We start from the raw sequence: 22,626 nt of genomic DNA on the forward strand, positions 1-22,626 counted from the left end.
GTATTCAGCGAGCGGCGTCGCCGAGCAGACGTTCGACCAGCATCGTGTCCTTCCATTCGCCGTCGAGACGGCCGTGGCGCCGCTGGATGCCGACCTCCGTGAAGCCTGCTGAGCGGTGAAGCGCCAAGCTCGCGTGGTTGGTCGTGAATACCCGGCTGGTGAGCTTGTAGTAGCCGGCCTGCTCGGCGGCGGCCGCGAGCTCCTGGAGCAGGAGCTTGCCCACGCCCCTGCCGCGGGCCTGCGGGTCGACGTAGATGCCGTGCTCACCGATCCCGGCGTAGGCCTTGCGGACCGAGTACGGGCTGAGGCGGGCGAAGCCGAGGATCGTGCCGTCCGAAGCGGTGGCGACCAGGAACGGCCGGCCTTCTTCCAGCCACGCCGCGACCTCCTTGGCCGAGCGCGCGTGCGTCTCGAACGTCGCCTGGCGCTCCGCGATCCCGTGGTTGTAGATGGTCGCCACCGCGCTCGCGTCGTCCGCAGTGGCGGGACGGACGTGCACGGCGCTCGGCATGGGTGCCGACATCATAGGTGCGGCGGCGTCAGGCTAATGCTGTGGTCGAGGTCGAGGCTGGAGCCGGTCAGCCCGCCGCGGCGAGCGGCGGCGTTGGCCCGAGGACCCGCTCGATCTCCTCGAGCGCGCGCTCGACGCGGCCGATCTCCGCATTGAGCCGCTCCCGCCGCGCGCGGATGGCGCCGAGGTCGTTCCCGTGCGAGATCGTCAGCTCGCGAAGCTCGCGCTGCAGGCCCTCGAGCGTGGCACGCAGGCGCGCGCCGGCGTGGCGGTCGAGCTCGTACACGCCCGCGCCCGAGCCGCGCCTGACGACGGGCGACCGCGAGAGCTGCGTGAGAAAGACGGCGAGCGGGTCCTTGCCGGCGATCTCGTGGCCGGCGTCGACGAGCAGCGCGAACCAGTCGCGGTAGTGCAGCGCCTCCCCGGCGTCGCGCTCGATCAGCGCGCGGACGGCGGCCTCCCGGATCTCGGGGCCGCGGAGGCGCCGGCCGGCGCCCTCCTCGCGATCCCGCGCGCGATCGCCGCGCCCCGCGTCCTCGCCGCCCTCCCCCGCGCGGTCGCCGCGCGCCGTCACCGCGTCTCGCCGGCTCTCCGCGCCAGCTCCCGCCACCCGGTCCAGGAGTGCGCGGCGCTCGTCGATCTCGGCCAGGCCGCGCTCGATCCGTGCCAGCGCGCGGCGGAGCTCGTCGGCCTCCTCTGCCATCCGGGCGCGATGGCGATCGAGCTGGTCGCGCTCGGCGGCGACGGCGCGCAGGAGGCGGGTGGAGGGCGCTGGGGCGGGCATCGAGGCGGTCCCGGTTCTACACCTCCGGCCGGATCGCCCCTGTGCACAACGTGTTCATACGCGCGGTGGTGTGGTGCACGAGCGCCACGTAGGTGTTCACAGGTCTGTCGACAAACACAGCGGTTCGCCGCAAAGAGCGGGCATTTCGCGTCGGCAGCCACGATTCCGTCCGACCCGTGCGAGACCGTGTCCGGTCCTACGCGTGACCACGTAGCACTCCGAAGGAGCCCGCCGATGCCCCGCTCAACCCGCCGCCGGCCACCCGCACCGCGTCCACGTCGCCGGCGTCCGGCGCCCCCGCCCACCAGCCTGTTCGACACGTTCGGTTCGCCGCAGGAGGACGCTTCCCTGCTCGAGGACCTCGTCGCCCTCGTCGCGCTCGGCCTGCTCGAGCAGCGCACGTCGCCGGAGGGCACGGTGTTCGCGCTCACCGAGCTCGGCTACCGTACGCCGGCCTCGCGCGACGCGGAATAGCCCCGTACGATCGGGGGCATGTGCCGCAACATCCGCCAGCTCCACAACTTCGCTCCGCCGGCCACCCCTGAGGAAGTCCACGACGCCGCGCTGCAGTACGTGCGCAAGATCAGCGGCTCCACGAAGCCCTCGCAGGCGAACGCGGCCGCGTTCGAGCGCGCCGTCGAGGCGGTCGCGGCGGCGACGCGGCAGCTGCTCGACGAGCTGATCACCGCGGCGCCGCCGAAGAACCGCGAGGAAGAGGCCGCCAAGGCCCGCGCTCGCGCGGCGGCCCGTTACGCCGCGTAGCTAGAGGCGAAAGCGCTCGCGGCGGCGCCGGACTTCAGCTCTTGCAGCCGGCCGCGTGGCGGCCGGTCCACTCCCACTCCACGCGGCGCTTGCCCGCGGCCGCGTCGAGGCGGGCGTTGTTGTAGGCGAGCCGGTAGAGCCGGTCCTCCTTGAGCTCGCGCGGGAGGGCGTCCGGCGCGAGCTCGGTGCGACCGTGGAGCCACTCGCGGTCGTTGACGAAGTAGCCCTGGCCCGGCCCCAAGGGGACCTCGATCGCGGCTTCCCGCAGCGCACGGCGGACCCTGTCCGTCCACGGATGGTCGCCGTACAGCAGGCCGTTGAACTGCTCGAAGTAGTCGCACTCCCCCGCCTCGACCCGCGCCTCCGCCATCTCGGCGCGTACGTCCGCGGGGACGCCGGCAGCCGCCGCGATGCCCCACATCTCGTCCATCGGCAGCAGCAGCGACGCGCCCTGGGCCGCGACGACGTGGTTGAAGACGTTGAACAGCAGCGCGGGGATCCACATGTCCGCATGCAGCCCGAACGAGCCGTCCTCATCCCCGGACTGGCCCGTCGGGGCTGCGATGGCCGAAGACTCCTCGCCCGAGATCGCCGCGAGCGCGGCGCGCAGCCAGCCGAACAGGTGCAGCGCCCCGCCGGCGCCGGGGCCGTCGAGCATGCCGGTAAGGATCACGGCGTCACCGGGCGGAAGCTCGTAGTGGTACATGCCGCGCGCGAAGTCGAGCATCTCGCGCCGCAAGCCTCCGTCGAGGATCTCATTGACCGGCACGTGCCACGTGAGCGTGTAAAAGGTGTGCCCTTCGTGCCCGGTGCGCAGCTTGGTCCACGCGACCTTCGCCCGCATCCACAGGGGCAGCGGCTCATAGGAGACACGCTGGACGGGCCGCATGGTCCGCGCCTGCTCTCCGAACCGCCGCAGGAGCGGCCGCCATTCCTCACCCCACGTCGCGTGAGGAAGTACCGCTCCAGTGTCGGGCTCGGCGGCGACGAGCACGGGTGGAAGGGATGAGCTGCCGGTATGTGTCGTGCCAACCGTGGCCAGTGATGCCATCACGCCGACCAGCATCGGCAGCGGCGGTGAGGTGTCGGTAATGCATCGGTTAAACGCCGTCCCACAGGCGCGCGCCGAGCCCTGAGGCGCGCGCGACCGGCCGCTCGACCGCCGCGCGGACCGCTTCCTCGGTCCCGGCCAGGATCAGCCGCTCCTGCGCGCGCGTGACCGCGGTGTAGAGCAGCTCGCGGGTGAGCACGCGCGAGCTCGGGTCCGGCAGGAGCACCGCCGCCGTGCGGTACTGCGAGCCCTGGCTCTTGTGCACCGTCATCGCGTACACGGTGTCGATCGCCGCGAGCCGGGTCGGCGGGAGGGCGAGCACCTCGCCGCGACGCTCGAACGCCGCGGCGATGCCTTCACCGGCGGCGACGATCACCCCGGTGTCGCCGTTGTAGAGGCCGAGCCCATAGTCGTTCTCGGTCACGAGCAGCGGCCGGCCGGGGTACCAGCGCCCGCGCGCGGCGAAGCCGTCGACCGCCTCCGCGAGCCAGCCTTCGATGCGGGCGACCCACGTGCTCACGCCGTACGCGCCGCGGCGGTGGCCGCACAGGACACGGAACGCGCCGAGCGCCGCGATCGCCTCGGCGCTCGCGCCCGCCGCGGCCGCCTCGATCACCGCGCGTGCCGCCGCGACCGCCTCGTCGCGCACCGGGGCGAGGGCCTCCGGCACGGCGGCGACGTCGACCGGGAGCCACGCGATGCCGTCCGGCGCGCCTTCGAGCGTCTCGATGACGGCATCCGCGTCGCCTGCCCGCACCGCCTCGGCGAGCTGCGCGATTCCGGCACCGAAGCGGTGGACGCGCTCGAGCACGACGATGCCCGGCCGCCCGGGCCGCACGATGTCGCCGAGGACGGCGCCGGCCTCGATCGACGCGAGCTGCCCCGGATCGCCGACGAGGATCAGCCGCGCCTCCGGCCGCACGGCCTCGACGAGCCGGGCCATCAGCGAGAGCGAGACCATCGAGGTCTCGTCGACGATCACGACGTCGTGCGGGAGCCGGTTGCCGCGGTGATGACGGAAGCGGCTGTGGCTCCCCGGACGGCGGCCGAGGAGGCGGTGCAGCGTCATCGCGTGGAGATCCAGCAGGCCCGTGGCGCCGAGCTTGCGCGCCTCGTCGTGAACCGCCTCCTCGAGCCGCGCGGCGGCCTTGCCGGTGGGCGCGGCGAGCGCGATGAGGGGAGCCTCGCGCGGCGCGGTGCCATCCCCGGGCGCGGCAAGCAGGGCGACGATCCTCGCGAGCGTGGTGGTCTTTCCCGTTCCCGGGCCGCCGGCGATCACGGCGAAGCGGCGCCGGGCGGCGGTCTCGGCCGCCTTGCGTTGGAGGCCATCCTCCGGGAACAAGCGCGCGAGCTCCGCTTCGCGCGCGCCCGGCTCCGGCGGCGCCTCGCTGAACCCCCGCAGATCGTCGGCCAGGCGCCGTTCCTCGCGCCAATAGCGGTCGAGGTAGAGCGCGCTGCCCTCGAGCCGGAGCGGACGGTCCTCGCCGACGAGCGCGCTCGCGGCGATCCGCTCCAGCCACTCACGCGGCTCCGGCCACGGGAGCGCCGCGAGATCGACCGGCTCCTCGCCCTCGACAGCCGCCGTCTCGCGGATCGTGGCCAGGTCCACGTACACGTGCCCCAGCCGCGGCCCGCGCACGGCGAGCGCCGCGGCGAGCGCGACGGCTCCGCCGTCCTCGCCTGCCAGCGCGGCCAGCCTGACGGCGACGTGCACGTCGGCCGCCGCGAGCACCCCCGCTTCGTTGAACGCGCGCAGCGGCTCAGGCGCCCCGAGGACCCGGGCGGAATCGAACTCGTCGGCGCCGGGCACCGGCAGCGCGCTCATGCGTCTCCCCCCGTGTCGAGCAGGTCGCTGATCGCCTCGACGAGCTCCCCTCGCGGCCGGAAGCCGAACACGCCGTGCGGCGAGCCGCCGGCCCCGGGCGTGTCGGGGCCGGTCATCCCGCGCAGGAACAGGTACGCGGCGCCGGCGAGGTTGCGGTCCGGGTCGTAGTCGCGCAGGCGCCAGCGCAGGTAGCGGTGCAGCGCCGCGAGATACAGCAGCGCCTGCAGGCCGTAGTGCGCGCGCTCCATCTCCGCGGCGACCGCGGCGGGACGGTAATGCCACGCGCTCAACTCCTCGCCGGGCGGTGCGAGCCAGTTGGTCTTGTAGTCGACGACGAGGAACTCGTCGCCGCGCCGGATCACGAGGTCCAGGCTGCCGGTGAGGTAGCCGCGCACGCCGTGGCGCAGATCGGGGTCGGCCAGCCGGGCGGCGTAGCCGTGGAGCGCGTCCCCGGGCGCCAGGTGCTCCCGCAGCACCGCGCCGAGCGCGGCCGGCGAGAACCGTCCCGCGGGCTCGTCGCCGCCGGCGAGCGGGAGCTCGAACGTGAGCTCGTCCAGCCGGTCGGCCCGCGCGACGTCGCGCAGGCGCAGACCGCCGAACGCTTCGCCGAGCGGCGTCTCGATCGCGGCGCGAAGGCCGGCGACGACGACGCCGGTGTCGCCGATCTCGAACGGCCGCCGCGCCCGCACCGCCCCGATCCCGCGCGCCAGCTCGGCGTCGAGGTCGGGCGCGGAGAAGTCGACCGCCTCGAGCACGCGGTGGACGAACGTGCCGACGTCGACGCCGGCCGGCATGGCGGCGAGGAGAGGGCGCGCGGCAAGGACGCCGGCGGGCGGCGACGCGGAGGCGGTGGCGGGCGGGGCACCGGCGTCGAAGAGCGTGGCAGCGGTCGCCGCGTCGAACAGCGTCGCGGTGGAAACGCCGCCGTCCGGCTCCGAGGAGGGCGCCGCCATCGCGGGCGGGAGGGCGGCCGTCGCGAGCGGCAGCCCGCCCACCGCGGCCGCGTCCTCACCGTCCTCGCCGGCCCCCGGCTCATCGGTCACGACGTCCACCTCCGGCTCGCTCGCCACGCGCGCCTCGTGCGCGAGCGCGGTGAGGTCGCTGTAGGAGGTCCGGCGCCAGCCGGCGTCGAGCTCGCGCGCGAAGTCGGCCGCGCGCAGCGCGGCCGCCGGCATCCGCTCAGGCTGCCAGCGCACCGGCTCGCCGCCCGCCGACGGCTCGACGGAGATGCACCCCGGCGCGGCGGACGCGAGCTCCTCGAAGCGGGCGATCGCGACCTCGTCGGAGGGGGTCGAGCGCCCCGCCGGCGCCACGTTGCCCTCGGCGTCGCGCGCGAACAGCAGGCGCCCGAGGGCGGAGTCGCGGCTGTCGCGCGAGCCCGCCCACCAGACCACCGCCTGGTGCTGCGCCCGCGTCAGCGCGACGTACGCGAGCCGGAGGTCCTCGCCGCGCTGCTCGATCCGGTGCTGCTCGGCGTGCACGCGGAACGAGGCGCCCTCCAGCCCGACGTCGACCGTGCGCCGGTCGCCCGCCTCCGGGTCGTGATAGGCGACCGGCACGCGCTGGGGGATGAAGCCCGGCTCCCACAGGAACGGGTAGTAGACGATCGGGAACTCCAGCCCCTTGCTGCGGTGGATCGTCAGCAGCTGCACCGCTTCTGCGTCGGACTCGAGCCGCCGCGAGCGCTCCTCGTCGCCCGTCTCCTCCTCCGCCGCCGCGATCCGGCGCCGCAGCCAGCCCGTCAGCGCCGTCGTGCCGAGGTGCTCGGCGGTCGCCGCCGCGTGCAGCAGCTGCGCCACGTGGCGCACGTCCGTCAGCCGCCGCTCACCCCCGGTCAGCGCGAGCACGCGGGCCGGCAGCCCCTCCACCAGCGAGATCGTCTCGGCCAGCGACGCCACGCCGCGCAGCCGCAGCACGCGCGCCCAGTCGTGCAGCCGCCGGTGGACCTCCTCCCACTCCGCGTCGCCGGCCGAGGCGACCCGCGCGGCGTCCCAGCCGAAGAAGCACGTCAGCGCCGCCGCGTGCGCACGGCGCGGGTCGGTCGGCCGCTCCAGCGCCTCGAGCAGCCGCAGCCACTCGATCGCGGGCCGCGTCCCGAACACCGAGCCCGCCCCGTTGATGACCGCCGGGATCCCGGCGGCGTCCAGCGCTTCCCGCACCAGCGCCGCGTTGCGGTGCGTGCGCACGAGCACGGCGACGTGCCCCGGCCGCACCGGGCCCGACCCCGGCGATGCGCCGCGCCGCTCCACGCGCGCGCCGGACTCCAGCAGCGCGACGAGCTCGTTCGCCACGTCGCGCGCGATGTGCTCGCGCGCGGCCGCGTTGCGCGCGTACCCCTGCGGCGTGCGCTCCAGCCCCTCGCGCGCGACGACGCGCACCCGCAGCGGCGCGCCCGCGCCCTTCAGCCGCGGCGCGATGTTCGCCTCGGCCGCCCGCATCGGCAGGTAGGCGATGTCCTCGTGCCCGAGCCGGGCGCCGCGGAACAGCGCGTCATAGGCGCTCAGCAGTCCCTGGTCGCTGCGCCAGTTCACCTGCAGCGTCGCCACCTTCCCGGCCGCGTGCTTGGCCGCCAGGTAGGCGTACACGTCGGCCCCGCGGAAGGCGTAGATCGCCTGCTTCGGGTCGCCGATCAGCACCAGCGTCGAGAACCCGCCGCCGAACGCACGCCGCATGATGTCCCACTGCACCGGGTCGGTGTCCTGGAACTCGTCGACGAGCACGACCTTGTAGCGCGCCTGCAGCCTCGTGGCGACGTCTGGCCCGCCCGTGCCCTTCAGCGCCTCGTCCAGCCGCGTCAGCAGGTCGTCGTAGGTCATCACGCCCGCGCGCCGCTTGCGCGCCTCCAGCTCCTCGCGCACGGCCTCGGCGAGCCGCCGGCGCATCGCGGGCACGCCGTCGGGGAGCGCCTGGCGCGGCTCGACCGGCGCCGCAGGATTCGCAACGGCCGCGCGGGCGATCGCGAGCGCCTCCGCGCGGTCGAACGCCGGCGCGCCCTCGCGATGGAAGCGGCGCACATAGAGATCGTCCACGACCTCCTCCAGCAGGTCTCCGAGATCCTCGACGAACGCGACGTCGCGGCCGCTGTCGCCGGCGATCCCCAGCCCGCCGAGCACCTCCTGGCAGAAGCCGTGCGTGGTCGCGATCGTCGCCGCGTCGAAGTCCGCGAGCGCTCGGGCGAGCCGCCGGCGCCGCAGCTCGACGTCGCGGCCGGACAGCAGCTGGACGATCTCGTCGTCGGACACGCCGGTCTCCAGCCCGCGCTCGACGGCGACCAGCCGGTCGCGCACGCGCTCGCGCAGCTCGCCCGTCGCCATGCGCGTGAACGTGACGAGCAGCAGCTCCTCGAGCGGCGTGCCCTCGGCGACATAGCGCGCCGCCAGCGCGGCGATCGTGTACGTCTTGCCGGTGCCGGCGCTCGCCTCGAGCACGGTCACGCCGGTCGGGAGCGGCCCGCGGACATCGAACGCGCTCAACGGACAACCCCCGGGAGTTTCGCCCTCTGGGCGAACACTCCAAGCGAAACGAGCCCGCAGGGCGAGGCTTCGCCGCTCACTCGTCCGTCACCCGCTCGTGCTCGAGCAGCCCGCGCCAGACCCGTCCCGCGAGCTCGGCGAAGCGCCGGTCCGCCAGCACCTCGTCGAACGGTCGCACGCCCCCGTGGACGAGCTGGTGCTCCGGCTCGGCGTCCTCCTTCGGCTGGTTCCACGTCGACGCCCACGCGGCCCGCGCCAGCGCCTCGCCGCCCTGCGCGAAGGCGGCCGACGTGAAGCAGTACAGCGGCAGCGGCTCGCGCATCCCGCGGTCGTAGACCTCGAGCAGCCCGTTCAGCTCCTGCCGCGCGACCTCGACCCCGACGGGCGGGATGCGGGCGACGGTGACGCGCCCGCGCTCGGCCTCCGCGCGTGCCTTGCCGATCGTGACCGCCGACAGCTCCCGGCCCGTACTCGCCGTCAGCGCGAGCAGCCGCACCCATGCGGCGAGGCGGTGGCGCGCGTTCACCCGCGAGTACGTGACCGTCCGCAGCTCGCCCTCGCACACGCCGGCGACCGTTCCGCGGAGCGCGCGATCCCTCAAGCTCACCTTGACGTCGAAGGACCCCGTCTCGCCCGGTGCGACGTGGCGCACGATCTCCTCGACGACCGGCACCACACGGTCCACGACCGGCTTGCCGAGCACGCCCGGCGGCAGCGTGCCGCGCGCGATCTCCGCCAGGATCGCGCCGCGCGTCTCGGCCCCGGCGAGCCGCGCCTCCAGCAGCCGCGTCCCGACGCCCCAGACACCCAGGCCGTCGAGCTCGACCGGCAGCCCGTCCTCGATCTCGTCCGTGTAGTCGGCGGCGAGGATGCCGAGGCGGCGGCGCAGGAACGTGCGCACCGGGCGCTCGGCGAACGCGACGAGATCGGCCAGCTCGACCACGGCTTCCCGTTCCTCCGGGAGCGGACCCGCAAGGAACGGCCTCGGCGCGCTGCGCTCCGACACCAGCGCGCGAGCGCCTTCGAGCGTCGTGCGATCGAAGCTCCAGGGGTGTTGCCCCGCGAAGTTGCGCACGTCGAAGGGCTGCAGCGGATGGCGCGTCACGACCTGCTCGCGCGGCACGCCGGAGCGCTCGATCATGTCCAGCAGCTCGCCGACCGGCACCGCCGGCGGCGTCGCGATGTTCGTGCGCTCGTCGTTGCCGGTGTGGGTGACGATCAGGCGGTCGGTCGCCGCCATCAGCGCGTCGAGCAGGAGCTGGCGGTCCTCGGCGCGGGCGTCGCGGTCGCCGACGTGCGGATCGTCGAGCATCAGGTCGTCGCCGTCGCGCGGCCCCCGGCGCGGGAACACGGCGTCGTCGAGCCCGAGCAGGCAGACGGCGCGGTGCGGGACCGAGCGCATCGGCACGAGCGTGCAGATCGTGAGGTGGCCGGTGCGGAAGTTCGCCCGCGTCGGGCGACCCTCCAGGCGCTCGCCGAGCAGCGCTCGCACCTCGGGCAGCGCGAGCTTCGCCGGCGACCCCGCCGACTCTGCCACGACGTCGTCGAGCAGCCGCCGCAGCTCCCAGCGCTGCCACGCGTCGCGCGGCGCGGTCGCGGTCAGCGCGTCGGCGGCGTCGGCCAGCACGGCGGCCCACTCGGCCACGGGCTGGGGCGCGCGCAGCCGCGCGAGCGCCGCCTGCACGCGCGCGATCAGCTCCGAGAGGCGCCCCGCGAGCTCGATCGCCCCGCTCTCGACGTCGTCGAGCGGCAGCACGCCGCCGAACAGCCGCTGCTCGTCCTCGGTCATCGTCACGCCGAGCAGGAGGCGGTCCAGGCCCGCGCGCCAGGTGCCGGCCGTCAGCGCTTCGAGCTTGAACGGCGCACGGTGATCGGCGTCGAGGCCCCAGCGGATCCCGCTCTCGTGGATCCAGTCCTCGATGCGCCCGAGGTCGTCGTCGTCGAGCCGGAAGCGGCGGCGGACCGGCTCACGGTCGGCGAGATCGATCACCTGCGAAGCCGTCAGCCGCTCGGACGCGAGCTCGAGCAGGCGGCCCGCGACGCCGAGCAGCGGGTTGGTCTGGCGGATCGCGCGGTCGGCCAGGCGGACGCGCAGGTCGGGCGGGCGGCGTTCCTCCGGGACGTCCTCCTCCGCCGCGCCGAAGGAGGCCTGGATCAGCGGCGCGAACGTCTCCACGTCGGGGCACATCACGATCACGTCGCGCGGCTCGAGCGTCGGGTCCTCGGCGAGCAGGTGCAGGATCGCGTCGCGCATGACCTCGACCTGGCGCGCGCGGCCATGGCACGCGTGGACCTGGACGCTGCGGTCGCCGGGGTCGAGCGGGAGCGGCTCCGGCGCCCGGTCCTCGCGCACGTCGCGCTGGAGGCGGCGCAGAAGTGACCCACCCTCGACCTCCACCTGATGGTGATGACTGACGTGATCGCCCAGCACGACCTGCAGCTCGCGGGCGTCCTGGCCCCACGACGCGAGCAGGCGGTTGGCCGGCAGCCGGGCGGTGACGTCGTCGGCGCGCCGGACGATCGCGCCGTCCAGCTCCGCCGCGACCTTGTCCCACAGCGCGGGGCTCGGATGGAGCAGGAACAGATGCACCTCGCGGTGGGCCGCGAGCGCGCGCAGGACGCGAAGCCGGCCGGCGGGCAGCCGCGTGAGCCCGAACAGGCTCAGCCGCTCGGGGAGCGCGGCAAGGGCGGGAGCCTCGACCAGCGCCGCGCACGCGGCCTCGAGCCGCGCGGCCGGCCCGGGCACGCCGATCCGCTCGTCCAGCCGCCGCCACAGCTCGGCCTGCCAGCGCGACGGCGCGTCCTCCCCCGCGGCCCACGCGCGCAGCATGTCGGGCCGGTGCAGCGCGTAGCGGTCGAACAGCTCGGCCAGGTGGCGGACGGTGGCGAAGCGGCGCGCGCGGCGGTCGGGGTCGCCCTCCGTACCGCCGAGGTAGGCGGCGAGCGGCTGCGCCCACGGCTCCAGGAGGCTGCCGTCCACGACGTCGAGCAGCGGCCACACCATCCGCTCCGGGAGCCATGGGTCCTCATCCGGCGCGATGCCGGACGCCGCCGCCACCGCTTCCCCGACGAGCCGCCGCGGCGGAGGGAACTCGACGTTCGCGCACACGCCGTCGCCGCGGCCGGCGCTCGCGCCGAGGCGCCCCGCCATCCGCTGGGTGAGCCAGCGTTCCATCCCGCGCGTCGGCACGGCGACGACCTCCGGCGCGAACGGATCGGCCGGCGGGGTCGCAAGCAGCTCGCGAAGGGCGTCGACGAGCGCGTCGGCTCGTTCTGCTCGGTGGACGTGGAGCACTCCGGTGATTCTGGTGAGTCGTCCGGAGGGCTTCGGATCTGACTAGGTTTCGTCCTCATGCCGCTGCCATCGTTCGCCGCCTGGCGCCACCAGGAGGCCAGCACCGGGTTCGAGGTCGTCTTCATCGATCCACCGCGGTTCGAGGGCGCCACGGCGGCGGTCGAGGCGGGCGAGCCGTTCGCCGTCCGCTACGCCATCGAGCTCGACGACGCCTGGCGCACGCGCCGCGCGCGCGTGTGGAGCCGGTCGCGCGGCGGCGAGCGGGAGATCGCGATCGAGGCCGCCGGCCACGGCGAGTGGCGCATCGACGGCCGCCCCGCGCCGCACCTGTCCGGCTGCCTCGACGTCGACCTGGAGGCGTCTTCGCTCACCAACGCCTTCCCGGTCAAGCGGATGCGCCTGGCGATCGGAGAGGCCGCCGAGGCCCCGGCCGCCTACGTCCGCGCGCTCGATCTCGCCGTCGAGCGGCTCGAGCAGCGCTACGAGCGGATCGCCGGCGACCGCTACGCCTACGCCTCGCCGGCGTTCGGCTTCGCGTGCGAGCTCGTCTACGGCGACGACGGTCTCGTCCTGGACTATCCGGGCATCGCCACCCGCCATCGGTTCCCCTGACTCTCACGCGCGCTTCACCGTCAACCGTACTTTCACCGGGGAGCGGTCTGGCCGACGACATAACTCCGCCCCCTAACAAGGAGGCTCTCTTGCGTCGCATGTTGCACGCAGCGCTGATCTCAACGGCGCTCGTCGCCGTGCCGGCCACCGCCGGTGCGGCAACGAGCGCACAGCTCGAAGGCCGTGCCGTCCTCCCCGCGGCGACGTTCGCCGACGGGCCTCCGTCGGGCGCGCTGCTCGGCTCGGCGCCCGTCAACGGCGTCCCCGTCCCGTTCTCCGGCCAGCCCGTGCAGGGCTTCTCCGGCGCCATCCCCGCGGGCGACGGCCGCTATTGGGTCATGGAGGACAACGGCTACGGCCAGATCGAGAACTCCGCGGACTTCAACCTGCGCGTGTACCTGATGAAGCCGAGCTTCGAGACCGCGGTCGGCGGTCCCGGCACGGTCAAGGTCCAGCGCTTCATCGAGCTGCATGACCCCGCTCACAAGGTGCCGTTCGCGATCGTCCACAACTGGACGTCCGATCGCGTCCTGACCGGCGCCGACTTCGACATCGAGTCGATCCAGCGCGCGCCGGATGGCACGCTGTGGTTCGGCGACGAGTTCGGCCCGTTCCTGATCCACACCGACGAGACGGGCAAGGTGCTGCACGCGCCGTACCCGCTGCCGGATCCCGACCATCCGGGCCAGGAGCTGCGCGCCGCGCAGAACCCGTACTCGGAGGAGTCCAGCACGCTGCGCGTCATGAACGCGCTGCGCGGCGACGCGCAGGCGCACGGCGACGCCAAGGCGCCGATCGTGTCGCCTGACGCCAACCTGCTCGCCGACAACGACGCGACGACCTTCGAACCGACGCGCAAGACGCCGCCGCCCGGCCTGAAGGCAGCCTCGAGCGAGCTGATGAGCGTCTCCTCTCTGCACGCGGCCGGCTTCAAGGTCGTCCCGTACACCGTGGATGACCCGGTCAAGATGGACAAGCTGATCAAGCTCGGCGTCGACGGCCTGATCAGCGACCGCCCCGACCTGGCACACCAGGTGGCCGTGCAGGACGGCGTCGACCTGACCACGTTCGACGTCGAGGGCCACCGTGGCGGCCGCGACCTGCGGCCGGAGAACACGCTGCCCGCGATGGAGGCCGGCCTCGACAACCTCGTCACCACGCTCGAGACCGACAACCACCTCACCAAGGACGGCGTCCCCGTCCTGTCGCACGACCCGTACGTCGATACGGGCAAGTGCCGGCTCGCCGACGGCAAGCCGTACACGTTCGGCGACGAGGTGCTGATCAAGACGCTGACGCTCGAGCAGCTGCAGTCCAAGTACATCTGCGACGGGATCATCCGCACCGGCACGCCGCAGAGCAACGACCGCAAGCTCTCCCCCGTCGCGGTCGCGTTCGCCAAGAAGCAGCAGCTGGCCGACCCGTACGTCGATCCGACGACGCAGCAGCTGTTCGACTTCGTCGACTTCTACGTCACCTACTACAAGACCGGCGCCGGAAAGGACACGCCCGGCGCAACGGAGAAGTGGCAGAACGCGGAGAAGGTGCACTTCAACATCGAGACGAAGCTCAACCCGCGCTCCGGCCGCGATTACCACAACAACGTCTACACGGACCGCACGCCCGATCACCGGACGATCGAGCGCGCCGTCACCGGTGTCATCGAGTCCAACGACATGGCCGCCCGCTCGGACATCCAGTCGTTCGACTTCGACACGCTGCGCGACACCTACCAGGACCACCCGGACCTCGCCACCGTCGCGCTGTGGGGCGACGACCCGGTGTTCGCCGGCAACGCGAGCACGGGCGAGAGCGGCGACGGCACCAATCTCCAGCCGGAGGGCAAGGAGTCCAACACGCGCTGGCTGGCCGGCCTGTACTGGCCGTACCGCCACACGGCCGACGAGAACCCGTTCCGCGTCCAGACGAGCGGCGGCTTCGAGGGCATGGCGATCACCGCCGACGGCAAGGACCTGCGCCCGATGCTCGAGAAGCCGGAGGCCGGCGCGACGCAGAACCGGTCGCCGGTGTTCGACTTCAACCTCAAGACCGAGGGCTATACGCGCGCCCGCTGGTGGTACCCGTATGACCCGACCGGCGTGTCGGTCGGTGACTACCAGCTGTTCGACGGCAAGTACGGCCTCGCGATCGAGCGTGACAACTCGCAGGGCGACCTGAACGGGTTCAAGGCGCTCGAGCAGGTGAAGTTCGGCAAGCCCGGCACGGTGCTCAGCAAGACCGAGGCCGCGGACCTGATGCACATCGACGACAGGTCCGGCATCTCACTGCCGGCGCTCCCGGGCGACGTCGGCCTGGGCCACCCGTTCGCGTTCCCCTTCCAGACGATCGAGGACGTGGTCTTCCTCGACAACAGGACCGTCCTGGTGATCAACGACAACAACTTCCCGTTCTCCATCGGCCGGCACCCCGGCAGCGGCAAGCCTGACGACGACGAGTTCATCGTCCTCGAGCTGCCGCAGGCGATCGGCAAGTAAGCCTGGGCTCTCCGGGCGCGCCCGTACGCGGGCGCGCCCGTCCGGGATCGGGCGCCCGCTCTCAGCAGGCGGCCACCCGGTCGATGCCGTCCAGGAGCGTCTGCGGCGGCGCGGGAGCCGACCAGCAGCCGGGAGTGATGCCGTCGGCCAGGGCGTGCAGGCGGCCGAACGCCGACCCGTCGAGGCTGTTCGCGGCGCCGAGCGCGTCGACCAGCGATCCCACCGGCGGCCCCGATCACGGCCTTTGCGGCGGTGAGATCGTCCGCAATCGAGGAGGCGTTGCTCACCCTCGCGGTGATCGCTTGCGCGCCGGCGACCAGCGTCACGCCGGGCCCGCGCCGCGGCTGAAGGTCACCCCGGCGTGGCAGATGCGCGCGCTCGGACTGGTCAACTGCCGCCTCACCCCGCGGGCAGTCTCAAGCACGACTTGAGACTGCCCACGATCGGACTCAGACATCTGCCGCAGGCTCAGTCCTTGCCTTCGATCTTCTTGCCCGACGGCGACAGGACGTACCACTCCGCCCCGAACCCGTCGATGCCCTGGCCCTTGGTCTGGCCGGCCTTCGTGTCCTGGATGAAGTAGTAGAGCGGGTGGCCCTTGTACGTGACCTGCGTCGTGCCGTCGCTGCGCTTGGTCGTGCCGAGAAGCGACGCCTTGGCGGAGCCGGAGGCCTTCGGCTTGCCGGTCGTGAGCAGCGGCGGCCACGCCTTTGCACAGGCGCCCGAGCACGTGCTCTTCTTCGTCTTGTCCTTCTCGAACAGGTACAGCGTGCGGCCGTTCGGCCCCACGAGGAAGGTGCCGAGCTGTCCGTGCCGGGTCTTCACTGTCGCTGTACTCCCCGCGGCGACACTCGTGCCCGCGCCCGCGACGACAAGTCCGGCGGCCACCACGGCCGCCACGATCAAACGACGCATACCTGTACCTCCAACGAACCTCGTGAACGTCACTCAGGGCGGGATACGCCGCACGTCACGACGCGGTTCGGCGCACTTGAGGAGCGCCAGATGAGACGCCGGGCGGAACCGCGTGAAACGCTTGGAGAGAGCGCGCGGAAATGACGGCCCTTCGCTGAACGCCGGCCGCACGTCGCTCGCTTTGCGGGCATGACGCTGCGAGCATCAAGACACCCCGCTGCGCTACGCACCGGTCGACGAGCGGGCCGCCGTCGCCGTCTTCGCCGCTAGCCGCGCAGACCGGAACAGCAGAAGACCGCCCGCAGGCGGTCTTCTGAGGCACAGAAAGAAGCGCTACTTGATCGCGTCGTAGACCTTGAACATCGGCATGTACATCGCGATCACGATGAAGCCGACGATGCCGCCCACGAGGATGATCATGACCGGCTCCAGGATCGAGGTGAGCGCCTTGACGGCGGCGGCGACTTCGTCCTCGTAGAAGTCCGCGACCTTGGAGAGCATCGCGTCGAGGTTGCCGGTCTCCTCGCCGACGGCGATCATCTGGGCGACCATCGGCGGGAAGATCGGGGCGTCCTTGAGCGGCTCGGCGATCGACCCGCCGGACTTGACCGACTCGATCACGTCGCCCATCGCCTTCTCGACGACGGCGTTGCCCGCCGTCTGGCCGGTGATCTCGATCGCCTGCATGATCGGCACGCCGGCGGAGTAGAGCGCGGCGAAGGTGCGCGACCAGCGGGCGAGCGCGATCTTCTGGACGGTGTTGCCGATCTTGAACGGGACGCGCAGGCGCAGGCGGTCCCACTGCGGGCGGCCCTTCTTGGAGGTGCGCCACTTCTTGAAGCCGATGACCCCGCCGACGGCGCCGCCGATGAGGACGTACCACATGCCCGTCACGAAGTGCGAAGCCTGGACCGTGACCTTGGTGATCAGCGGCAGGTCACCGCCGAAGTCCTTGAACACACCCACGAACACCGGGACGATGAACGCGATCAGGCCGATCAGGACGCAGAGCGCGAACGAGAGCACGACCACCGGGTAGGCCATCGCGGCCTTGACCTGACGGCGCAGCGCGTCGTCCTTCTCGAGCTGGTCGGAGACGCGCTCGAGCGCCTCCTCGAGCATGCCGCCCGTCTCACCGGCGCGCACCATCGCGACGTACAGCGGGTTGAAGATCTTCGGGTGCTTGGCGAGCGCCTCGGAGAACGCGAGGCCGGACTCGATGTCCTCGCGGACCTGACTGACCGTCTCCTTGAGCAGCTTGTTCTCGATCTGATCCTCGAGCACGTAGAACGCCCGCAGGAGCGTCATGCCCGACGCGATCATCGTCGCGAGCTGGCGGGTCATGATGGTCAGCTCGGTGGCCTTCACGCGCTTGACCAGCGAGAGCTCCATCTGCAGGCCGGACTTCTTCTCGGCCAGCTGGATGACCTTGAGCCCCTGGGTCCGGAGCTGGTCGGTGACCTCCTGCTTCGAGGTCCCGGTGATCTGCCCCTTCGACGGGACGCCGGCCCCGTCGACCGCCTTGTATGTCCAGATCGCGGCGCTCATGTCAGGCGGCCAGCGGGATCGCCTGCATGCTGTCGGCGAGCCTGCGCATCTCGACCGGCTGCGAGGAGCGGGCCTCGGCGACGGCCATCGTGATCCTGCCCATCCGGACCAGGCCGGCGAGCGAGGCGTCCATCGTCTGCATCCCGTGCTCGCTGCCCGTCTGGATCAGCGAGTAGATCTGATGCGTCTTGCCCTCGCGGATCAGGTTGCGGACGCCCGGTGTGGGCACCAGCACCTCGGCGGCGACGCACCGGCCCTGGCCGTCGGCGGTCGGGATCAGCGTCTGCGTGACGACGCCCTGGAGGCCGATCGCCAGCTGCGCGCGGATCTGGCCCTGCTGGGCGGGCGGGAAGACGTCGATGATGCGGTCGATCGTCTGCGGCGCGTCCTGCGTGTGGAGCGTCGCGAAGACGAGGTGGCCGGTCTCGGCGGCGGTCAGCGCCGTGGCGATCGTCTCCATATCGCGCATCTCGCCGACGAGGATGACGTCGGGGTCCTGGCGCAGCGCGGCCTTGAGGCCGAGCGCGAACGAGGGCGCGTCCTGGCCCAGCTCGCGCTGGTTGACGATGCAGCGCTTGTGGCTGTGCAGGAACTCGATCGGATCCTCGATCGTGAGGATGTGCTCGTCGCGCGTCTCGTTGATCTCGTCGATCAGCGACGCCAGCGTGGTCGACTTGCCCGAGCCCGTCGGGCCGGTCACGAGCACGATCCCACGCGGCTTGCTGGCGAACCCGCGGATCACCGGAGGGAGGCCGAGTTTCTCGATCGGCACGGTCTCGGATGGGATCAGGCGGAACGCGGCGCCGAGCGTGCCGCGCTGGAAGAACGTGTTGACGCGGAAGCGGCCTACGCCGGGCACCGAGTAGGCGAAGTCGAGCTGCCACTCGGTCTCGAGCTTCTGGCGCTGCGAGGAGGACAGGATCGCGTAGACGATCTCGCGCGTGTCGGTCGGCGTCAGGTTCGGAAGCCCCTCCAGCGGCACCAGCGAGCCGCGGACGCGGACGGTCGGCGGTGCCCCGGCGGTGATGTGGAGGTCGGAGGCCTTGTGCTCGACGACCTTGAGCAGGATGTCCGCGAAATCGAAGTTCATGCCACCTCACTCATCGGCATCGCGACCGCGATGCCTTAGTGGGGCGCAGGCCCTAGAGAACGCACGGGGGCCCGCCCTAGCGCGTGCCGGCGACGCGCGCGATCTCGGCGATCGACGTGAGCCCGCGGCGGACCTTCTCGAGCCCGTCCTCGCGCAGCCGCATCATGCCCTCGTGCACCGCCGCGTGCGCGATCGACTCGGTGGGCTCGCGGGCGACGGCGAGCGAGCGGATCGTGTCCGACACCCACATCACCTCGTAGAGCCCGATCCGGCCCTTGTAGCCCGTGCCGCCGCAGCGCGCGCAGCCGACGGGCTCGTACGCCTCCAGGGCCAGGCCGACGTTGAAGCCGTTGGCCCGCATCACCTCGGCGGTGATCGTCGTGCGCCGCTTGCACTCCTCGCACAGCAGCCGCGCGAGCCGCTGGGCGACGACGCAGTCGACCGCCGAGCCGACGAGGAAGGGCTCGATGCCCATCTCGATCAGCCGGGTGACGGCACCCGGCGCGTCGTTGGTGTGCAGGGTGGAGAGCACGAGGTGGCCGGTGAGCGCCGCCTCGATGGCGATCTGCGCCGTCTCGCGGTCGCGGATCTCGCCGACCATGATGATGTCCGGGTCGGCGCGCATCATCGACCGCAGGCCGGAGGCGAACGACAGGCCCGCCTTGTTGTTGACCTGAACCTGCGTGATGCCCGGGAGCTGGTACTCGACCGGGTCCTCGATCGTGATGATGTTCTTCTCGACCGTGTTGAGCTGGTTCAGCGCGCCGTAGAGCGACGTCGACTTGCCGGAGCCGGTCGGGCCGGTGACGAGCACGGCGCCGTGCGCCTGGCCGAACGCCTTCGTGAACCGCTCGAGCGCCTGCGGCAGCATGCCGAGCTGCTCGAGCTCGATCATGACCTTGCTCTGGTCGAGGATTCGCATGACGACCTTCTCGCCGTAGGACGCCGGCAGCGTCGCGACGCGCAGGTCGATCGGCTTGGTCTCGACCTGCATCGAGATGCGGCCGTCCTGCGGGATGCGCCGCTCGGCGATGTCGAGGTCGGAGAGGATCTTCACGCGCGAGATCACGGCGGGCACCGCGCTGGTGGGCACGGTGGCGGCCTCCTGGAGCACGCCGTCGATGCGGTAGCGGATCCGCATCTCGTCCTCGCCGGGCTCGAAGTGGATGTCGGAGGCGCCGCGATCGACCGCGTCCTTGATCACGCGCTGCACGAGCTGGATGACCGACGCGTCCTCGCCGCCGACGCCGAAGTTGATCGGCTGGTTCTCCTGGCGGTAGTCGTACATCGGCGCGCCGCCGGCCGGGCCATCCGGCGCCGGGCCCTGCGTCTCGCCCGCGGGATCGGCCTCGTCCGGCGCGGTTGCGCCGTCGCCGAAGTTCGGGTCCTGCAGGCGCTCGAGCAGCCACTCGACGTCGGCCAGCGAGGCGACGGCCGGCCGCACCTCGTAGCCCGTCATGACGGCGATGTCGTCGATCGCGAGCACGTTCGCCGGGTCGACCATCGCGACCAGCAGCGTGCGGTCGCCGGCGAAGGAGACGGGGATCGCCTGGTAGCGCTTGACCGCGGCGGGCGCGACGAGCTTGGCGGCGTCCGGGTCCACTCGATAGACGCCGAGGTCGATGTGATCGAGGCCGAAGCGCTCGGCGGTGGCGCGCGCGAGCTGATCGGCGTCGATGGTGCCGTCGGTGACGAGCACGCGCTCCGGCGCCGAGCCGTTGTCGGTGCCGCGCTCGATCGCCATGTCCATCGTGCCCCGGTCGACGAACCCGAGGTCGACGATCACGTCCGTGAGCACGCGTCCGGAGCCGCCGCGGCGCGAGGGCTGCGTGATGCCGTTGCCGCGCTTCGGCCGGGCGGGGGCTGTATCGGTCGACGAGCTCATGTGGCGATGTCTTTGACGGCCTCCCGCATCGCCTGGTCGGGAACCGTCCGGCCGGTCCAGCGCTCGAGTGAGGCTGCGCCTTGGGCGACCAGGACCTCCAGCCCGTCGACTACCTCGGCCCCGGCGGCTTTCGCGGCCTGGAGAAGCGGGGTGCCGCCGAGCCGGTAGACCATGTCCACGACAAGGCATCCGGCACCCAGGTCATCGGCCCGCAGCGGAAGCGCCTTGAACGTGTCGCCTGGGTTCAAGAGCCCAATCGACGTGCAGTTGACCACGATGTCGGCGCGATCCGCGCGGTCGACGGCGACCGCGCCGAGGTCGTCGGCGAGGATCTCCGCGCGATCGCGCGTCCGGTTCCAGACGCGCACGTCGGCGGCGCCGGCCTGGCGCAGCGCGTAGACGACCGCGCGCGCGGTGCCGCCGGCTCCGAGCACGAGCGCCGTCGCGCCGTAGGCGGAGCGCGGTAGCGCGGCGAGGAAGCCGGTGGCGTCGGTGTTGTCGGCGTGGATCGTGTCGTCGGTCTGGAACGTGAGCGTGTTCGCCGCGCCGATGGCGCGCGCCGTCTCGGTCGCGGCGCCGGCCAGCGCGAGCGCCGCCTCCTTGTGCGGGATCGTCACATTGACGCCGCGGAAGCCGAGCCGCGGCAGCGCGCGCACGGTCTCGGCGAACAACCCGGGCGGGATCGGCAGGCGCTGGTAGCGCCAGTCGAGGCCGAGCTCCGCGAGCGCCGCGTGGTGCATCTGCGGCGAGCGCGAGTGGGCCACCGGCCACCCGCACACCCCCAGCCGCGTCATTTGCCCTTGCGCGAGTCCTGGTACTTCTGCACGTCGCGCTCGAACTGCGCGTCGGTGCTCGAGAACGCGTGCTCGCCCGAGTTGCCCGGCTTGCGGACGTAGAAGAGGTAGGACTTCTTGGCGGGCTTGGCGGCGGCCTTGAGCGACGCGAGGCCCGGGTTGCCGATCGGCGTCGGCGGCAGCCCGCGGTTCAGCCGCGTGTTGTACGGCTCGTCGGCCTGCAGCTCGGACTGCCGGATCGGGCGCGTCCAGTTGTTCGTGTAGTACCGGATCGTCGCGTCGATGCCGAGCGGCATGCCCTGCTTGAGCCGGTTGTAGATCACGGCCGACACGAGCGCGCGCTCGCGCGGCAGCTGCGCCTCGCGCTCGATCATCGACGCGATGATGAGCACGTCGTAGCGCGACAGGTGCTTGGACTTGGCGTAGCTCATGTCGACGTTCGCGAAGTTGTCGGCGAACGCGGCGAGCTGGTCGCCGACCAGGTCCTTCGCGGTCGCGCCGGCGGTGAACGTGTACGTCGCCGGGAAGAGGAAGCCCTCCGCCGTCTTCGTGCGCTTGGGCGCGCCGAGCTTGCGGATCCGCGTCAGCACGGAGCCGGCGGCCGACGCCTTGAGGTAGCTGCCGCCCACCTCGCTCTTGTCGATCCTCGCGGCCATCTCCTTGCGCGACGGCCCCTCGGGAATCGTGACCTTGAACGTCGGCGCCGCCTTGGCGCCCTTCGGTCCCTTGGTGAGCTGGTCCAGGACGGCGCCGTTGGACATGTCGCGGTAGAGCGTGTACCGGCCCGGGTGCAGGTCGCCGCGGCGGCCGGTGACGGTCGCGTTGACGCCGAAGAAGCGCGCGGAGCCGATCACGCCCTTGGCCTCGAGCAGCGTGCCGATCTCTCCCACGCTGCTGTTCTGGGGGATGGAGACCGCGACCGGCCGGCTCGTGGACGCGGAATGGAACGGCTGGAACGTCTTGTCGACCGCGTAGAGCACGAGCAGGATCACGATCACTGCGACGACGCCGAAGAGGCGCCGGCCCCAGTAGCTGCCGCGGCTGCGGCGCGGCGCGCCGGGCGGCGGCGTGGTGGGGCGCTTGCGCGGGGTCGCGGGCGCGGGGCGGCGCCGCGGCGGGAGCGGAGGACGGTCGGTCACGGCGATCGGCGGAGCCGGCTCCACCGGCTCGAGGTCGTGCTCCGGCGTGGGCTCAGGCGCCGGCGCCTCGGGCTCGACCGGCTGCGCCGGGCGGTCGGTGCGCGGGATGCGCCGCACGCGCGGCTCGGAGCCCGCCGGCTCGGGCATGACGCGAGCCTCCACCGGCTCGGGCACGCTGTGCTCGCCCGTCTGGAATGGCGTGTACTCGACCGTGTGCTGCTCCACCGGGTCGACCGCTGGGGGCGGCGGAGGAGGAGGCGGCGGCTCGGGCGCGGCCTCCGGGCGCCGGAAGTCCTGCAGGTCGGGCGGGCGCACGGCGTCCTCGAACGCCTCCGGCGGCAGGGGCCGTCCGGCGCGGCGCGCAGCGCGCTCCGCCGCCGCGTGGGCGCGATCTTCTGCTGTGCGTGTCTCGTCCGAGCGCTTGCCGAACATGGAAAATCGCTTCGC

The 22,626-nt window shown here is 72.6% G+C and carries 17 protein-coding genes; 4 read left to right on the top strand and 13 right to left on the bottom strand.

The window, feature by feature from the left end; translation table 11 throughout:
- Nucleotides 1–4 precede the first annotated feature (4 nt).
- Together H958_RS0122305 and H958_RS0122310 are read right to left on the bottom strand one after the other, a co-directional pair.
- Entirely contained in the window at nucleotides 5–511 is a 507-nt protein-coding gene (locus H958_RS0122305) for an arsinothricin resistance N-acetyltransferase ArsN1 family A (RefSeq protein ID WP_037411173.1), read from the bottom strand.
- A 67-nt stretch (nucleotides 512–578) separates the two neighbouring features.
- The gene (locus tag H958_RS0122310) at nucleotides 579–1,295 is read right to left on the bottom strand and encodes a hypothetical protein (RefSeq protein WP_028060274.1); all 717 of its coding nucleotides are present in this window, start codon (nucleotides 1,293–1,295) and stop codon (nucleotides 579–581) included.
- A 234-nt stretch (nucleotides 1,296–1,529) separates the two neighbouring features.
- Here H958_RS0122310 and H958_RS0122315 point away from each other — a divergent pair, with 234 nt between their 5' ends.
- Both H958_RS0122315 and H958_RS0122320 read left to right on the top strand, forming a co-directional pair.
- Nucleotides 1,530–1,769, top strand: a complete 240-nt coding sequence (locus H958_RS0122315) for a hypothetical protein (RefSeq protein WP_028060275.1) — start codon at nucleotides 1,530–1,532, stop codon at nucleotides 1,767–1,769.
- Between the two features lie 18 nt (nucleotides 1,770–1,787).
- Entirely contained in the window at nucleotides 1,788–2,057 is a 270-nt protein-coding gene (locus H958_RS0122320) for a DUF2277 domain-containing protein (RefSeq protein WP_028060276.1), read from the top strand.
- Between the two features lie 34 nt (nucleotides 2,058–2,091).
- Here H958_RS0122320 and H958_RS0122325 read toward each other — a convergent pair whose 3' ends face one another.
- The 4 genes from H958_RS0122325 to recC all read right to left on the bottom strand — a co-directional run bounded on the left by H958_RS0122325 (nucleotide 2,092) and on the right by recC (nucleotide 11,701).
- Nucleotides 2,092–2,946, bottom strand: coding sequence for a hypothetical protein (locus H958_RS0122325; RefSeq protein ID WP_028060277.1), 855 nt, complete (start codon nucleotides 2,944–2,946; stop codon nucleotides 2,092–2,094).
- Nucleotides 2,947–3,157: 211 nt separating this feature from the next.
- Nucleotides 3,158–4,933 carry an exodeoxyribonuclease V subunit alpha gene (gene recD / locus H958_RS0122330; RefSeq protein WP_081686162.1) on the bottom strand — a complete coding sequence of 592 codons (1,776 nt, stop codon included), beginning with the start codon at nucleotides 4,931–4,933 and terminating at the stop codon, nucleotides 3,158–3,160.
- Complete coding sequence (locus tag H958_RS0122335) at nucleotides 4,930–8,406, bottom strand: UvrD-helicase domain-containing protein (protein ID WP_028060279.1); 3,477 nt, start codon at nucleotides 8,404–8,406, stop codon at nucleotides 4,930–4,932. Before H958_RS0122335 ends, recD begins: the two co-directional genes overlap by 4 nt.
- A gap of 76 nt (nucleotides 8,407–8,482) precedes the next feature.
- Complete coding sequence (recC, locus tag H958_RS0122340) at nucleotides 8,483–11,701, bottom strand: exodeoxyribonuclease V subunit gamma (RefSeq protein WP_037411161.1); 3,219 nt, start codon at nucleotides 11,699–11,701, stop codon at nucleotides 8,483–8,485.
- A gap of 57 nt (nucleotides 11,702–11,758) precedes the next feature.
- Here recC and H958_RS0122345 point away from each other — a divergent pair, with 57 nt between their 5' ends.
- On the top strand, nucleotides 11,759–12,313 hold the full coding sequence (locus H958_RS0122345; protein WP_028060281.1) for a putative glycolipid-binding domain-containing protein: 555 nt from the start codon (nucleotides 11,759–11,761) through the stop codon (nucleotides 12,311–12,313).
- Nucleotides 12,314–12,411: 98 nt separating this feature from the next.
- Nucleotides 12,412–14,808 carry an esterase-like activity of phytase family protein gene (locus H958_RS39550; RefSeq protein WP_051324678.1) on the top strand — a complete coding sequence of 799 codons (2,397 nt, stop codon included), beginning with the start codon at nucleotides 12,412–12,414 and terminating at the stop codon, nucleotides 14,806–14,808.
- A gap of 61 nt (nucleotides 14,809–14,869) precedes the next feature.
- Here the strand turns inward: H958_RS39550 and H958_RS46620 are convergent, their stop codons facing one another.
- From H958_RS46620 to mltG, 7 genes are all read right to left on the bottom strand, one after another.
- On the bottom strand, nucleotides 14,870–15,031 hold the full coding sequence (locus tag H958_RS46620) for a hypothetical protein (RefSeq protein ID WP_156028166.1): 162 nt from the start codon (nucleotides 15,029–15,031) through the stop codon (nucleotides 14,870–14,872).
- A 245-nt stretch (nucleotides 15,032–15,276) separates the two neighbouring features.
- Nucleotides 15,277–15,723 carry a COG4315 family predicted lipoprotein gene (locus H958_RS0122365; RefSeq protein WP_028060282.1) on the bottom strand — a complete coding sequence of 149 codons (447 nt, stop codon included), beginning with the start codon at nucleotides 15,721–15,723 and terminating at the stop codon, nucleotides 15,277–15,279.
- A 333-nt stretch (nucleotides 15,724–16,056) separates the two neighbouring features.
- Nucleotides 16,057–17,271 carry a type II secretion system F family protein gene (locus H958_RS0122370; protein ID WP_028060283.1) on the bottom strand — a complete coding sequence of 405 codons (1,215 nt, stop codon included), beginning with the start codon at nucleotides 17,269–17,271 and terminating at the stop codon, nucleotides 16,057–16,059.
- Between the two features lies 1 nt (nucleotide 17,272).
- A complete protein-coding gene (locus tag H958_RS0122375) occupies nucleotides 17,273–18,361 on the bottom strand; it encodes a type IV pilus twitching motility protein PilT (RefSeq protein WP_028060284.1) in 1,089 nt (362 codons plus the stop codon).
- A gap of 76 nt (nucleotides 18,362–18,437) precedes the next feature.
- Entirely contained in the window at nucleotides 18,438–20,246 is a 1,809-nt protein-coding gene (locus H958_RS0122380) for a GspE/PulE family protein (RefSeq protein ID WP_051324679.1), read from the bottom strand.
- Nucleotides 20,243–21,040, bottom strand: coding sequence for a shikimate dehydrogenase (aroE, locus tag H958_RS0122385; RefSeq protein WP_028060286.1), 798 nt, complete (start codon nucleotides 21,038–21,040; stop codon nucleotides 20,243–20,245). Before aroE ends, H958_RS0122380 begins: the two co-directional genes overlap by 4 nt.
- Nucleotides 21,037–22,611, bottom strand: coding sequence for an endolytic transglycosylase MltG (gene mltG / locus H958_RS48915; RefSeq protein WP_051324680.1), 1,575 nt, complete (start codon nucleotides 22,609–22,611; stop codon nucleotides 21,037–21,039). Before mltG ends, aroE begins: the two co-directional genes overlap by 4 nt.
- Between the last annotated feature and the right edge of the window lie 15 nt (nucleotides 22,612–22,626).

It is taken from the genome of Candidatus Solirubrobacter pratensis, from assembly GCF_000425945.1.
GTDB lineage: Bacteria > Actinomycetota > Thermoleophilia > Solirubrobacterales > Solirubrobacteraceae > Solirubrobacter > Solirubrobacter pratensis.

Coding starts and splice junctions, on each gene's coding strand:
- H958_RS0122305 (WP_037411173.1), bottom strand. CDS start 511: ATGCCGAGCGCCGTGCACGTCCGTCCCGCCACTGCGGACGACGCGAGC.
- H958_RS0122310 (WP_028060274.1), bottom strand. CDS start 1,295: ATGCCCGCCCCAGCGCCCTCCACCCGCCTCCTGCGCGCCGTCGCCGCC.
- H958_RS0122315 (WP_028060275.1), top strand. CDS start 1,530: ATGCCCCGCTCAACCCGCCGCCGGCCACCCGCACCGCGTCCACGTCGC.
- H958_RS0122320 (WP_028060276.1), top strand. CDS start 1,788: ATGTGCCGCAACATCCGCCAGCTCCACAACTTCGCTCCGCCGGCCACC.
- H958_RS0122325 (WP_028060277.1), bottom strand. CDS start 2,946: ATGCGGCCCGTCCAGCGTGTCTCCTATGAGCCGCTGCCCCTGTGGATG.
- recD (WP_081686162.1), bottom strand. CDS start 4,933: ATGAGCGCGCTGCCGGTGCCCGGCGCCGACGAGTTCGATTCCGCCCGG.
- H958_RS0122345 (WP_028060281.1), top strand. CDS start 11,759: ATGCCGCTGCCATCGTTCGCCGCCTGGCGCCACCAGGAGGCCAGCACC.
- H958_RS39550 (WP_051324678.1), top strand. CDS start 12,412: ATGTTGCACGCAGCGCTGATCTCAACGGCGCTCGTCGCCGTGCCGGCC.
- H958_RS0122365 (WP_028060282.1), bottom strand. CDS start 15,723: ATGCGTCGTTTGATCGTGGCGGCCGTGGTGGCCGCCGGACTTGTCGTC.
- H958_RS0122370 (WP_028060283.1), bottom strand. CDS start 17,271: ATGAGCGCCGCGATCTGGACATACAAGGCGGTCGACGGGGCCGGCGTC.
- H958_RS0122375 (WP_028060284.1), bottom strand. CDS start 18,361: ATGAACTTCGATTTCGCGGACATCCTGCTCAAGGTCGTCGAGCACAAG.
- H958_RS0122380 (WP_051324679.1), bottom strand. CDS start 20,246: ATGAGCTCGTCGACCGATACAGCCCCCGCCCGGCCGAAGCGCGGCAAC.
- aroE (WP_028060286.1), bottom strand. CDS start 21,040: ATGACGCGGCTGGGGGTGTGCGGGTGGCCGGTGGCCCACTCGCGCTCG.
- mltG (WP_051324680.1), bottom strand. CDS start 22,611: ATGTTCGGCAAGCGCTCGGACGAGACACGCACAGCAGAAGATCGCGCC.